At 37.6% G+C, this 14,728-nt stretch carries 11 protein-coding genes; 1 reads left to right on the forward strand and 10 read right to left on the reverse strand.

Going from position 1 to position 14,728, the window contains the following annotated elements; all coding sequences use genetic code 11:
• Positions 1–44: 44 nt before the first annotated feature.
• The 4 genes from QUG14_RS09215 to QUG14_RS09230 all read right to left on the reverse strand — a co-directional run bounded on the left by QUG14_RS09215 (position 45) and on the right by QUG14_RS09230 (position 4,684).
• Positions 45–863, reverse strand: coding sequence for a carbohydrate ABC transporter permease (locus tag QUG14_RS09215; protein WP_289340219.1), 819 nt, complete (start codon positions 861–863; stop codon positions 45–47).
• Between the two features lie 51 nt (positions 864–914).
• The gene (locus QUG14_RS09220) at positions 915–1,874 is read right to left on the reverse strand and encodes a carbohydrate ABC transporter permease (protein WP_289340220.1); all 960 of its coding nucleotides are present in this window, start codon (positions 1,872–1,874) and stop codon (positions 915–917) included.
• An 83-nt stretch (positions 1,875–1,957) separates the two neighbouring features.
• Complete coding sequence (locus tag QUG14_RS09225; RefSeq protein WP_289340221.1) at positions 1,958–2,995, reverse strand: LacI family DNA-binding transcriptional regulator; 1,038 nt, start codon at positions 2,993–2,995, stop codon at positions 1,958–1,960.
• Positions 2,996–3,541: 546 nt separating this feature from the next.
• Positions 3,542–4,684, reverse strand: a complete 1,143-nt coding sequence (locus tag QUG14_RS09230; RefSeq protein WP_289344110.1) for a rhamnogalacturonan acetylesterase — start codon at positions 4,682–4,684, stop codon at positions 3,542–3,544.
• Between the two features lie 432 nt (positions 4,685–5,116).
• Between QUG14_RS09230 and QUG14_RS09235 the strand changes: the two genes are divergently transcribed.
• Positions 5,117–5,251, forward strand: a complete 135-nt coding sequence (locus QUG14_RS09235; protein WP_260631366.1) for a hypothetical protein — start codon at positions 5,117–5,119, stop codon at positions 5,249–5,251.
• A 99-nt stretch (positions 5,252–5,350) separates the two neighbouring features.
• On the opposite strand, the gene QUG14_RS09240 is transcribed toward QUG14_RS09235, so the two are convergent.
• The 6 genes from QUG14_RS09240 to QUG14_RS09265 form a co-directional block, all read right to left on the reverse strand.
• Positions 5,351–5,668, reverse strand: a complete 318-nt coding sequence (locus QUG14_RS09240; protein ID WP_289340223.1) for a cupin domain-containing protein — start codon at positions 5,666–5,668, stop codon at positions 5,351–5,353.
• 21 nt (positions 5,669–5,689) lie between these two features.
• Complete coding sequence (locus tag QUG14_RS09245) at positions 5,690–7,975, reverse strand: DUF4962 domain-containing protein (protein ID WP_289340224.1); 2,286 nt, start codon at positions 7,973–7,975, stop codon at positions 5,690–5,692.
• A gap of 31 nt (positions 7,976–8,006) precedes the next feature.
• On the reverse strand, positions 8,007–8,771 hold the full coding sequence (locus QUG14_RS09250; RefSeq protein ID WP_289340225.1) for an SDR family NAD(P)-dependent oxidoreductase: 765 nt from the start codon (positions 8,769–8,771) through the stop codon (positions 8,007–8,009).
• 247 nt (positions 8,772–9,018) lie between these two features.
• Complete coding sequence (locus tag QUG14_RS09255) at positions 9,019–11,538, reverse strand: DNRLRE domain-containing protein (protein ID WP_289340227.1); 2,520 nt, start codon at positions 11,536–11,538, stop codon at positions 9,019–9,021.
• Positions 11,539–11,767: 229 nt separating this feature from the next.
• Entirely contained in the window at positions 11,768–13,600 is a 1,833-nt protein-coding gene (locus QUG14_RS09260) for a sensor histidine kinase (protein ID WP_289340228.1), read from the reverse strand.
• Positions 13,597–14,637 (reverse strand): response regulator transcription factor, encoded by a 1,041-nt coding sequence (locus QUG14_RS09265; RefSeq protein ID WP_289340229.1) that lies wholly within the window; start codon positions 14,635–14,637, stop codon positions 13,597–13,599. Before QUG14_RS09265 ends, QUG14_RS09260 begins: the two co-directional genes overlap by 4 nt.
• Positions 14,638–14,728: the final 91 nt, after the last annotated feature.

Genomic DNA, 14,728 nt, shown 5'->3' on the forward strand with positions numbered 1-14,728 from the left:
AGTTTTTTTTGAAGGTCTCAGGAGTAGGTTTGAAAAAATTAAAATCATTCTTTGATTGCACCAGCAGTTAAACCACTAATGATATATTTTTGTAATGCAATAGATATTAGAACAATTGGAATCGTTGCTGTTATGGCTGCTGCTGTCATTTGTCCCCAGTTTAACGAATGGACACCTTGAAATTGTGATATCGCTACAGGGACAGTCCTAGCATTATCTGAAGAAGTAAAAATTAGAGCGAATAAGAATTCATTCCACGATAACGTGAATGCTATAATCCCCACCGTTAATATTCCTGGTAATGATAAAGGTAAAATAATGCGTGTGATCAATCCAAAAACCCCACATCCATCCATTATGGCAACTTCCTCAATCGCATGTGGAATCGTTCTAAAAAATCCTGTTAAGATCCAAACCACCAATGGGGTGAAATAAGCGACATATGGTAAAATTAGCGCAAAATACGTATCGATTGCACCTATTGCCTTTAAAAAACTGAATAGTGGACTGATAATGAAGATTCCTGGAAAAATGGTGATAAATAGAACCAACATAAATAATAAATTTTGAAATTTGAATTTTAATCGGGCAAAAGCGTAAGCGGCTGGCACGCCAATGATAATACAAATCAAAGCCGTAGATCCCGAAATGATTAAGCTGTTTAGAATGTTGGTGAAAAAACCACTCTCCAGAATCACCTGGATGTAATTATCTAAAAAGAATTCTTCCGGTAATATTTTTTTCATATAGATTTCATTCTGTTGCTTTAATGAAGTTAAAATGGTCCAAAAATAAGGCAAAACGTTTATTATGACAATGATGGTTAACGATATCCAGAACAGCAGCCCCATCCTTTTATTCATAACAATTCCCCCCAACACTCTCTTCTTGATTAGGCTATAACCTTAATTAAATTAGTTGTTCACTTGTTTGTTCATGTTACGGCCATAAATGAAAATTAATATTCCGATTACGGTTACACCAATAACAGCCATTGCTCCACCTAATCCAAAGTCAAGATATTGGAAGAATACCTTATAATTGTATAATGTGAAGATTTCCGTCGCTTCACCAGGTCCGCCGCCTGTCATAACATAAATAATGTCGATTACATTGATTGTTTGCAGGGTTGTAAAGATTAGTCCCATTAGAATAAATGGTTTAATTAATGGAAGAGTTATATAGTAGTATTTTTTTAGTGGACTTGCTCCATCCATATCAGCACTTTCATATAAGTCTTTAGAAATAGTCTGTAATCCAGAGACAAGAATCAATGTTAATAAAGGTGTGGTTTTCCATACATTCGTTATAATGACACTGCCCATGGCATACTCAGATGACACAAGCCAAGGAATATTTCGTTCAATCAAATTCAAAGTGGTTAATAGATGATTAATAATTCCAAAGTCTGTTTCAAACATGAATTTCCAAGCTTGCGCTGCTACAACTGGAGCAACCGCCCAAGGCAAGAGAATAGTGGCACGAAAAATCGACCTGCCTTTAAAGGTTTGGTTTGCTATTTGCGCTGTTATCAGGGCAAGAATCAACATCCCCACTACACTTCCAGCAATATAAATTAAACTCGTTACAAGTGAGGATAGAAATCGATCATCCTGAAATAAAGTGAAGTAGTTATCCAATCCAATAAAGGTGGCTTGTTCTTCCCGATTTGTTAGTCGATAGGATTGAAAGCTATAAATAATCGTTGTCAACAAAGGGATAAAAACGACGACAATGATCATTGTAAAAACTGGCAGTAGTAACAAGTAAGGTAAGTATTTATTCCTAATCCCAGAACCACCTTTTGAACGTTTTCTATGTACTTTAGCAATATTCGGCATCTGGACAAACTCAGGATTTGGAGTATTTTTCAACTTTAGCATCCTCCTCTAAAATGATAATAAATAGTAACCTAGAAGAATTCGCTTACATTTTATTTCGAATAAACGAGATTCGTTTATTCGAGAGAATAGACTGAATCTCGCTCAACTAGTTGACAATCCAATCGGTACTTTTTTTGATTGACTGGGTATTTATTTCTGATTTGATCTAGTATATCCATTGCCTTTTTTCCCATTTCTTCTAAAGGTAATGACATGGTTGTTAATCTCGGTGAAATATAACTACTTAATTCCCTGTTATCAAAACCGACAACGGAAATATCAGCTGGCACACGATATCCACTATCTTTGATTGCTTGAATGGCACCAGCAGCCATTAAATCATTCATCGCAATAATAGCTGTAGGTATATTTTCTTGATTTAACAAATCCTGCGCCATCCGATAACCAGATTCATATTGCCAGTCTCCAGTTTTTACAAATTGAGGATTAAACATCAGTAGATGCTCACTCAAAGCCTTTTGGTATCCTTGGAAGCGTGCATAGGATGATACCGAATTAATAAGTCCACTTATTAAACCAATTTGGGTATGTCCTTTACTTATTAGATATTTTGTTATTTGATAGGAAGCACCTTCGTCATCATAGTTTACGCTATAATCATTTTCATTTTTGGTATAACAGTACGTATAAACAATAGGTATTTTTGAATTAGGTATCAAATCGGTTATATCTCTTGAATGTATACCAATGTAAATAATCCCTTCAACCTGGCTTGATACTAATTGATTAAACAACGGAGTCGCGAGCTCCTTACATTTACTTATTTCCGGGAATTGGTTCCCACTTTTTTTAAATAGACCCATATTCGTTAATAAAATGGATAGTCCTTTTTCCTCTGCTGCTGCATGGATCCCATTAATAATCTCAGGCGCATTGAAAACCGAAATATCTTCTACTATGACACCAATGTCATTTGTCTTATTTAATTTAAGACTTTTGGCTATCTCGTTTGGTTGATAATTTACATCATCAATTATTTTTAATATCTTTTTGCGCGTATCTTCTCCAACGCGTCCTCTATTATTAATAACATTTGATACTGTAGCAATTGAAACATTAGCTTTTTCTGCTATATCTTTAATATTTACCATTGTTTATCATCACCTTTTTTATTAGGTAAAACGATTAATCTAATAAAATACTACCATGTATTTATTAATATCTTATGATTTATAAAATAATTCCGAAACCTCTATACCTTTTTTATTTTTACCCGCCGATAATAATCGGTAAATCATCTTTTTCAATCTATAATCAATGAATATATTCTGTTTTACTAAAAGCTTTAAACTATAATTCATTTTAATAGATTCTCACTGATAAAACGATTAATCTAATTCATTAAGCATTCGTCCCTATTTATTTAATATTATAAATTATCTGATAACAATTAACAACCCCAAATTAGTTAAATAACAAACTACTTTATCAATTACACTAGCACTATCTTCTATTTGGCTAAATCTTTGTATATTCTCCTACCCATTTTCATTTCTACCGGACCATATCGAACAGTTTCCTAACTGTAGGTCGGAGGTTCGAATCCTCTTCGGGACGTAAAAAAGCCTTGATTTTTTTCAAGGCTTTTCATTTTGGATAAAATTTGGAAACTAAATTATTTAATCAGTTAAAAGTTTTTAATGGTCTTTTTTCTCATCTCCAGTAAAACCGTCCAACCCTTGTCTTTTTAATTCCTCCGATACAAGTCTGGCAAGTTCGGTTGCTCCTGCACGGTTTGGATGCAATGTATCACCGTTCATATAAAGAGCAAGAGTGGCTTCTGATCCAATGGAGGTAAAGTATGCTGAACTTAATACATTTAGATCTACCAATGGTACATTTTCTTCCTGTGCTAAAGCGATAATAGAGTGTCTGTACCAACGGTTTACCGAAGTGTGAACGCCCTCTGCATTAAAGTCAGATGCTCTTCCTTGTGGAGTCGATAGGATAACTGTAGCTCCTTTTGCCTTGACCTGCTGGACCATTTCCCGCATATACTCTTTAAATTGCGCTTCAGTTGTTGTATTCTTAGGATTTGTATCATTTATTCCAAGCTGTAAAATAAAATAATCACCTGGTTTAATATATTTTAGAATGGCTTCTAACTGACCATCATTCTTAAAGCCTCTTGCGATTTGGCCGCCGGATGCCATATTTCTAACCTGAAAGATCTCTGGGTCAACAAATTGCGGAAATAATTGACCCCATCCTGCCTGGATACTGCTGTCTAACGGATAATAATTCGCTACCGTGGAGTCGCCGCCAATATATATGGTTCTTTTGGTTTCTGGGTGGCGGGAAAGCTTATTGATTTCGAGTGCACTTAATGTAAAATTGGTACCCACCTTACCTTCCGTAATTAGCAGATTAAGTTGACCATCCGTAATCGGAATTTGAAATGAATCCGTCGCATTATTACCAGTCATATTTATTACCTGGTAAACTTCTTCTGCAGCCACGCTGACTCTGAACGCATCTCCTAAGGTGACCTTAACTTCGTAAAGTCCATTTGGCAGATCAACGTTAAACGTGTTATCACTCTTTGTCCCAAACTCTAAAAACTGAACAGCATCACTTGCGACGCCTGATCCGGATGCCGGTACATTGATCATATCTTCCGGTGTATTAAAGCCATAACGCTTTTTTTCATCGTATTGATCCGTGGCACTTACACCTACGTAGCCTTTTTCTACCTCACCATTGCCGAAGTCAAACTTATAATTACTTGGTTCTGCGTTTACAGGTAAATGAGTAAAACTTCCGAAAATTGCAACCATCATCATAATAATGGTTAATGTCTTTAAAATCGCGTTCTTTTTCACGATTCCTCCCCCTCCTTTTTCCTAATATTGATCTTCCATTTCATCCTCTGATTTCGCCATGTACCTGACATACATATGTAGGTTCTACACCCATCTGCAAGAAAGCGATTACATCATTTGTACCATCCACCACCTCTCCTCTCGAATATAAATCAGGAATATTTTTCCGTCATTATCAATTTTTTAAATTCTCAGGGAAATAAGATTTTGTATTTTCTTGCCTCAACAGTAAATTCATGGTATTAGGTCTTTGTTAACTGGCATTTTATTTTTCTGGGTATTTTGTTTGATTGGTTAGAAATGGTTGGTTGAGTCATTATCATCCCCTCTTGCCCTTGAAAACATAATCTTTAGAAAAATGAACAGAATAAAGTTTTGGAGGTGAAAAAAATGGATGAGAATACAAAGAGCTATCCCAATGTAAGTTTAGGCGGGAAGAAGTCTAATGAAAAAGGTGAAGGTGATTCTGGCCATATGCGGTATGGTCAAGGGAACAAAGGTGAAAGTAAGGGAAGAAACAAGTAGAAGCATATAAAGGTGTAATAGTGGTCGTTTTCACCAAAACAAAAAAATGCTCACAAACATTGATTTAACAACATTTGTGAGCATTTTAATAAATTTCAATTATCTTTTCAGCAGATCATTTCTAAGCGGGGTGAAAGTATCAATGATGGCGCCTGCTTCTAATGCCTTTGCACCGTGCTTTGCTCCACCTGGAATAAAGATCGTTTCTCCAGGTCCGACAATATGCTTTTCACCATCAATTGTAAATTCAAATTTTCCTCTTAAGCAGTAGGTAAGCTGTTCGTGGGGATGGCTGTGTTCATAGCCTTCTGCCCCCTTCTCAAAATGAACTTCCATCATCATAACATTGTCTCCTGGTGGAAAAATCTTTCTTTTTACACCAGGTTCTGCAGCTTCCCAATTAAGTTGACTACTCATTTAGTACCTCCCGTTCTCTTATTAATAGGCTTTTGCCACTTCGACACGGAATGTTTTTCCATTTTCCGTTAAATAGAGATGTACTCCATGGTCCTGATCATCCATAAAATATGAAACGTATTTCTTTTCCCCTTTACGGTTCGGAGTTAACAGGGTAACAATTCGGTGCCCTTTTGCTTTTTTGGTTGTGGCCTGCAAATGCCATTCTCTTGATAAGCCTTCCACTTCAGTTGGGTCGACATCCTTGTAGTCATTATTCTGCTCTAATGACAGTTCTCCTGAAGAACTATAGATAAACCGGCCTTCTATATCGGCTTTTTCTCCCTCAATTTTAAACACCTGATCCTCGATTTTCATTTGGTGCAAGGAATGCAAAAGCCAGTTGACACTGCCTGGCTGTTCCAAATCTACGGAATCAACAATCACAAAGTATGATTGATTCACGAAGTATATTTCTCTCTCAAATTTATTTAAATACGGTACATATTCTTTGTAAGCGTTGGTGGCATCTTCTCTTACATAGCTGTATTCATCCGTTGATACCACTTCCAATACTTCACCACATGCCTGTTTATTAAGAATTTTATTGGATTCAGCATACTGTCCCACACCATCGATTAGCAAAGTATTATGAGATTGAGTCTGCCTCCTCCATTTTTTATGCATGGTACTGTTAAAGCCTACATAATGTCCAGATCGCACTACAAGTGGTTCGCCAAATGCATGAAGGACAAAACTATTCTGATCCCCGTGACTATGACTCAGCGACCCATAAGGACTACTCTTTGTTAACAGCATAACATGCTCATCGGGCTGGTCCATTTTATCGTGAAAGGCGACCCAGCCAACATCCTTAAACCATTTAACTCGCTCAACATCTGCTGGCGGTACGGCTTTTACCTCAGGGAAATCGTGGAGATAAAGCATTTCATCAAACTGAAAATCCCACCAGCCATAGTTAAAGAACTTTTGATCGGCATCCTTGTCCCATGCTTTTACCTGCTCATAGTACCATTGGTACCAGCTATTTCCGGTAATTCCGGCAAATTGACGGATATTAAAAGCGGTCTTCAAACCTGGGCGTTCTCCAAGATTGGATTGGTCACCAAAGCTCGCACGGCGGGTATCTTGACTATAACAATATAATGGGAAATCTCCTGTTTTCTGAAAAAACGGACGTTTGTAAAAATCCAGACTCATATAATTCTTTAATAGATTTAACGCATCAATCAGATAAGCCATCCCAGTGGTCCAATACATCCCGCCTTCTGCCCATCCACCATCTTTACCTCCCCATGGAGTGTAGAGACAGGCGTAATATTCGATTGTATAATCCAACCATTCCTGCGCCTCTGAAGCGTCATCCAATAAGGCAATTGAACAAGGAATAAGGACAGAAGACAGGGAACGGACTGCATGACTGTCATATGGAACCTGGTGGATCTTGGAACGTTTGATAACATGGTAAGCTACTTGTTCGGTTCTTCTTAGCAGGGAATGTCGAACAAGACCTTTTTCCTCATCAGATAGGTGTTGAAAAAGCCAATCATATCCCCAGGCTAACGCTGCCGCGATACGGAAAGCACATTCATCATTGTAATCTCTTGAAGTTGTGCCCTCTGTGTCCCAATTTGCAACATGAATCAGCCATTCCTTTGCCCGATTCAAAATCGTTACATCTTCAAGGATAACACCTGCTACACTTAAATGACGAATGGCATAGAGTGTTTCTTGGCAGTCCATGTACATTTGTCTCCACAGCTTGATTACTCGTTTATTTTCCGGATACGGGCTTGGTTCCGGCATTAATTCACGATTTAACCATGGTTTAACCGATTTTTCGTAAAAAGTATTCCAATTGCAGTGCTGCGGGTTTTCTTTAATGTTCGCTTTAAATGCCTTCAATTGATCAGGGGATAACCATAACCTTGGGTGGGCAAGATTCACTTCCTGGTATCGCCCATCTCTGCTTGGAATAGCAGTATCCGGAAGATTATCAGGGATATTGAACTTCCTTACTTCACTCCAATTTTGCTCCACATTGTCTAATAAAGCATACCGCCAAAAATAGGTACCTGGTTCCATAGCGCGGTTAGGTGTATAAAAATTATAGGGAACAGGTTGGATTGTTTCCGTCTGTTCGGGTGAGAAATCTTCATTTTTTGAAAGCTGTAAGCAATATTGGTCATTTTCTAATTGTACTGGCAGCCAGGTAAACCGGGGGGGATTCTCGATTAATTCTGTCGTTTCATCAGGTGCATATTTTACATCTAATATACCACTAACTGGTTGATAGATTGATTGCATTTGTCATTCCTCCTAATCTTATTTTTAAAATTTATTTCATGAACATTCCGCCATTTATTTCAATGGTTTCTCCCGTAATAAAGGAAGAATATGGAGAGGTTAGAAAGAGTACGGCACCGCTGATATCTTGAGGAACACCGCCACGACCCAATGGAATTCTTGCAACTGTTGCCTTTCTTCCTTCTTCCGTATTGAACGTAGCATGGAATTTTGTTTGATCAATAAAACCTGGTGAGAGTGCATTCACTCGAATCCCAAATGGTGCCAGTTCTTTTGCCAATCCCTTTGTAAAAGTAATGATTGCACCTTTTGTGGTCGCATATGGAACTGCACCTGGTCCGCCTCCATCATGAGCAGCAACGGAGCTCAAGTTAATTATGATACCGCTTCCTTTTTCTTTCATGCCTGGGATAACCGCTTTGCTCATAAAAGCTGCGGATGTAACATTGACATCGATTATTTTCCGCCATAAATCCATGGTCATATCTTCAATCTTTCTTCTCTCTACCAAATGACCTGCATTATTTACGAGAATACCTACCGTTCCTAACTTTTCTTTTACTTCTGCCGCAAGGGCTTCTATTTGAGCTAAGTCGGTTACATCGGCTTGAACCATGATTGCTTCTCCGCCCTGATTTTTGATGATGGTGACAGTTTCTTCGGCACCGTCTTGGTTACTTAAATAATTCACTGCCACCTTTGCCCCATTTGCGGCTAAATCAATAGCAATAGCTTGCCCAATTCCTCCGCTTGCTCCCGTTACTAAGGCTGTTTTTCCATTTAAATTGAATTGCATATCCTTACCTCCTTATCATGATAAAAAGAAATAATCATTAAGATATATTTGGAATACCACCATTTTAACAATTGGGTTTCAAACGTACTTCGGGTAAATTTTAGACTCTATTGGTTTTTTTTTAGACTAACGGCAAATTTAATAAAATTCTTATCAAAACATTAAATCAAATTGAAAAGGCTGACTCAAAAGGTTACGAATGATTTCCTTTTGCGTCAGCCTCTATAAAAATATTATTCTCCCGTTTCTATTTTTCAATAAGGAGTGATGGCCAGTTTGCCTGATTGCTATCTTCTTTAGAATACATATTGATATTACCGTTCTGCCCTTTTGTATCCATAATCATCAAGGTTACTTTTCCATCCGATTGAGATTTAACAAAGTGTGTCACATCTAGATTTATTTTTTCGGCTCCTACTGAGTCAACCGTAATGGAACCTAGATAAGCTGCAGATTCCCCAATCCCGGTCACAGTGACGGAATCTTGTGCGTGATTTGGAGAGTTCTGCCAGGTAATCGTATCTTCAGCCCAGTTATCATTGGTTAATCCGAAAACATCGAGCTCCACAGTCGTTGTGTTACTTCCTATTTTCCCTGTCAACTCCAATATGGCTTCCTTGACATCGTTCAAGTCAGCTATATCAAACCTAAAATAGGCGATCCGCCCTTTTGTATGATCTATATTATTTTTTATATTAAAGTATTTGTAATAGTTTTTGTCAGCACTTCCTGCTGTTGTTAATTCTGGATTTTCCAGACCGTAATTGGATGTTGGTCTTTCAATATCGACCAGTGCATCCCCTGTAGGAGTCAATTTCTCCTGCACCCCCGAATTTTCTTCCTGGCCACCCGATTCTAAGTTAATGAAAAAATCATTCTCTCTGTTCTTTTCAACTTTATTGTCATTCATAACGATCTCACTGCCGGCTTCAATTCTGATGCCATTCGTATTACCCATAATATGATTGCCTGTAATGGTGATATTTTTCGGATCACCAGCTCCGATATTATCTGCCTTGGTATCCCCGTTATCATGTGCTAATAGTATTCCTATAAATCCGTGAGCCGTATTGTTCGAAATCATATTGTCCCGAATAATTGTCCCGGGAGCATTTTGAATGTAGATTCCTTTTGCATCGGCAGGCTCCGTAGTATGTGTGATCATATTTTTCTCAATGATTGTATTCGGTGATCCCATATGCACTTTGATCCCTTCTCGCGAGTTGCTGATCTTATTATCATGAATATAGTTGTAAGCGCCTGAGGCATCGTGATTCGTAGGAGCCGTACCGCCAGTGTTACCCACACCAATACCTGCTCCCGTCAGTACACCAGTTATCGTATTTTTATAGATTTCATTCAAAAACTCATCTTCACCATGTAAATCAATCGAATCTAATACTGTGTTTTCAAAGGTATTATTATAAATAACATTATTATGTGCATAATACTGGATTAATGCACCATGGCGGATGTATGGGCCTTGGAAGACACTGTTTCTAACGACATTATATCGCGTATCATTTCTATACCCCGTACGATCCGTTTTTGGTACACCCTGTATACTCACGCCATAACCTGCACCACCACCACCAACATCCGTAGCATTTTGGAACAGGGCATGCTGGACCACGACATCATGGCTGTTTTCAATCCGGACACCCATTCTTTGGTATTTCTCGATGGTTACATGCTCTACCAGAATGTTATAAGACGGTGTATCACCCACTCCATCTGTAATATATATCCCGTAAGTCGGCCCTCCAATGTCAGGGTTGGTCTTGCTGGAGTCTGTGGAATACTTGCCATCAAAAGTAGAAGTAATCGTCAGATTGGAGACGATGATATTATTCATGCCGTAGGAGCGCAGCACTTTCCCGCTCGGCACGTCTGCATCAAAATCAGAAACCAGGAAAACTTTGTTTTGACTTTCCCCTCGCAGGTTTACTCCTGACTTCAAAGCTATATGGGAAGACCCATCGCTTGGTAATGTACCCATTAAATTATAAGTACCATTTGGAAGATAGACTTCATCACCTGGGCTAGCTGCTTCGATTGCAGCTAAAATGGCTGGAAGATCATCCAATTCATTATCAAGCGGGTTAGCTCCATAATCTAAGACATTATGTTTTTTTCCAGTTACTTTATTCGGCATATGGATTACATGTTCTGAACCATCAGGATTGATTAATCCTGGCTTTGTGTAAGTTAAATCAACCCGTTCTTCCTGTTTAGGAGGAACTAGTTCTGCAAGAATTAGTTGCCCATCTTCTGTTGGACCATAGATATGTGTAACCGTAATACTATTCCACAGATTGACAGAGTTACCTTTACAAAGAATTTTGACGTATCGGGCAGAAGAGTCTTCAACGTCATAGGCTGCAAGTCCAAGTTCACCTTCTTTACTAACGCCATTCTGCAGGACGGTTTCCCAGGCAGTACCATCTTTAGAAACCTGAACATCAAAATAGGAGTGTCTTTGATTTCCATTATGAAAAGCAAGACCTAAATACCCTACCTCCTGAGTGCTCCCAAGATCATATAAAATCCATTCTTCTAACCCTTGCGAGGACCAACGCGTACCTAAGTCATCATCCAATGTATTTTCAGGAATGTTCCCATCATTCCCACTTGCCGTTACTTCCACGATTTGTAGTTTAATAGGTTGCACTTCGGCAGAATAAGCGTGAATACCTGGAATGACTAAAATAAGCACAAACATTAAATACAGAAGTACAGAACCCTTTTTGTTTCGTTTTGAAAACATTTTTACCCCTCCTTCATTTACTTTAAAATCTGACAATCTTTCAAAAGCACTGACTCACACCTACGCTCCTTTCCATTAACAGCACCATGTAAACGCTATCATAATTAAGGTTTGCAAAAGGTTTACTTTTTCATTTTACCCAGTAGCATAGGAGCAAATCTGTGGTTTTCTTTATATCGATTTATCAAATTTTTAGAAATATAGAAGGTTTTGATAAAGATGTTCATTTTTATGCAGGCTGGTCCGTTCCCCTTTTTTCCTTTTGGTAAGGTAAAACGATAGAAACAGTTGTCCCATCATTTACTCTACTAGTCAGTTTTAACCCATATTGATCTCCAAAAATGAGTTGGATTCGTCTGTTTACATTTGTGACCCCAATACCTAAATCACTTCTAAGTTCCGGTTTGTTTTTTCTATCTGGCTTAATAAACTCTCGTATTTCTTTTAATCTATCATTTGGTATTCCCCGGCCGTTGTCGATTACACAGACATGAAGACACGATCCAATAATCTTTGTCCGAATGGTAATATTGATTTCATCCACTGATTTCTTAAAACCATGTTGGATCGCATTCTCAACAAGAGGCTGAAGACTAAGCTTAACCATTGGGGCATCGTATAACGATGGATCAATATCTAAAATCAGATTAATCGGCTTTCTTATTCTGAGTTCATGAATGATGAGATAGCCTTTGACATGTTCAATTTCATCTGCTAATGTGACCATTTCTAAATTTCGAACAGAATAACGGAACATACCGGCCAAAGCATCCGCCATTTTTGAAATTTCCTCAATTCCATTGATGATTCCATATGCGTTCATTGTTTCTAGCGTATTGTACAAGAAGTGTGGATTAATCTGTGATTGAAGTGCCTGTATCTCTACCTTTTGTTTTTCAAGTTCTCTTTCCTGCAATTCAATTTTTACCTGTTGATTATTTAACTCCGCTTTATAGACCTGGTCGACCAACGTTGACAGCCTTTCCACCATCCTGTTATAGCTCCTTAAAAGACTGCTGATTTCATCATTTCTCGGAAGAATTGGAACCTTTTCCCACTCCCCTTGTTCAACGGTTTTCATTGTTCGTTCTAATAATTGGATTGGCTTGACAATTTGCCTGATAGAGTTAACCGATAGGACAAAGGCAATAATAATCACAAACACAGCTGAAATAACAGCGGTTAAGCGGACCCCAGAAATGGGGGCAAAAAGCTGAGATTTAGGTACTGCTGCAATCAGTTTCCATCCCGTATATTCTGAAGTAAAAAAATGAAAGAAGGTAGACTCATTGTTCCATTGGTCGAAAAAGGTACCCTGTTTATTTTTGCTAATTTGTTTTCTTCCCACTTCATTTAATGATTTACCTATAAATTTGGAATCAGGATGATAGATTACACTTCCATTCGGATCCGCAATCATAAAAAATCCTTCATTCCCAAGGTTAGCCTCTTTCCACAATTCTCCTAATTCAGAAGCATTAATTTCAATTCCGAGGATTCCATTAGGGAAAAACGACTCCATACCTCTGATTTTTCTTGCGATAGTAAGTGTTATATTACCATTTTGATTGGACGGATGAATAATTATTTTGCCGCTTTCTGGAGTAATCTTTTTTAAATTATTATAATGATTTTCCGAAAAAGAACCTCCCTTATCATGCAACCAAATTTGTCTCTTGTTATCTCCTAGTATGTACATTCGATTAATTTCAGGCTTCTGAATGACGATATTATCCATCATCGTCCAAATATCTTCGTAATATTGATAACGGATGTGTTCCTTTACTTTTACATTATTTTCTTCCAGATCAAGGAAATGCTTTACATTGGGGTTTGAAACGATTGGCAGGGTTACCAGCTCATAATTCTTTACAAAACGGTCAGTCTGAAAATACACATTGGTGACTACCTGTCCGAGATAATCCTCCGTTTGTTTTTCAAGAAGATTGGAAGACTGCATATATATGATGCTTGCTACAATGATTAAAGGTAATATCATAACAAGTGCAAAATACAACAGCAATCTTTGAAAAAGGTTCATACTTTGCAGCCATTTTTTCATGCTTTGATCCCTAATGACTGACGGTACTCTTTTGGCGAGATGCCCGTATATTTTTTAAATGTCTTTGCAAAATGTGGTGCGTCATCATAGCCAATTTCGCTAGAAATATCAATAATCCTCAAATCGCTTTTTTCGAGAAGCTGTTTTGCTGTTTCCATTCTTAAATGAATGCGGTATTCGACAAATGTCTGTCCGGTTTCTCTTTTAAATAACTGACTAAAATAAGAACTGTTGAGACCTAGTTTTTGTGCGACATCATCTAAGTTGATTTTGGCACAGACATTCTTGAGCATATATTCCTTTGCTGCTTCAATCGGATCAATGATCTTACCCTTTCTTTGGAATCTTGTCTTATTAATCATTTCTATACAAATATCCTGAAATTTGCAGGTTATTTGAGGGATATTTTCTTCACTTAAGCTAAGAGCAGAGTCAAGACTGATACTGCCTTTTTGGTTAATCCGGTCCACTAACGTTTTTAATAAATGGTTCATGACATTTTGATAGTATGATAGTTTTAATTGTTTTTTGTCCATTATATTTGCCCATTTCGCAATGGTATCTATCACAAGATTCTCATCTAAAACCCAAATGGACGATTCAAGGTCTAATAACATTCCTTCTATTTCTTTAATATCAATAAAATCATTCTGCTCTTTTTTGATGTTATCTACTAAGCGGAGCATCGTTTCGTTCAACTTCTCCTTTGTAATCGGTTTCAAAAGATAGTCTTTTGCACCATGTAAGATGGCACGCTGTGCATATTTAAAAGAATCATATCCTGATATAATGACCCATTGTGAATCAGGGTTGTAATCGGCCGATTTTGCAAGTAAAGACAGCCCATCCATTTCCGGCATATTGATATCCGTAAAGACTATGTCAAAAGATTCCTGCTGTAATAGTATTTCCGCATCGATACCGTCTTCTGCTTCCATTATTTCTTCCATACAGACTCCTTCCAACCCCATATGCTCTAAGAGATGACGTAATCCTTTCCGTATTATGAATTCATCTTCAATAATTAATATTTTCATTGATTGCTGCACCTCTTTTTCGAATATTAAAACTATTATACAATGAAATCTTTTTGCATTCATAAAATTATTTCGGAAAACGAAGAAAAAT

The sequence above is a fragment of the Neobacillus sp. CF12 genome (assembly GCF_030348765.1).
Lineage (GTDB): Bacteria > Bacillota > Bacilli > Bacillales > Cytobacillaceae > Neobacillus.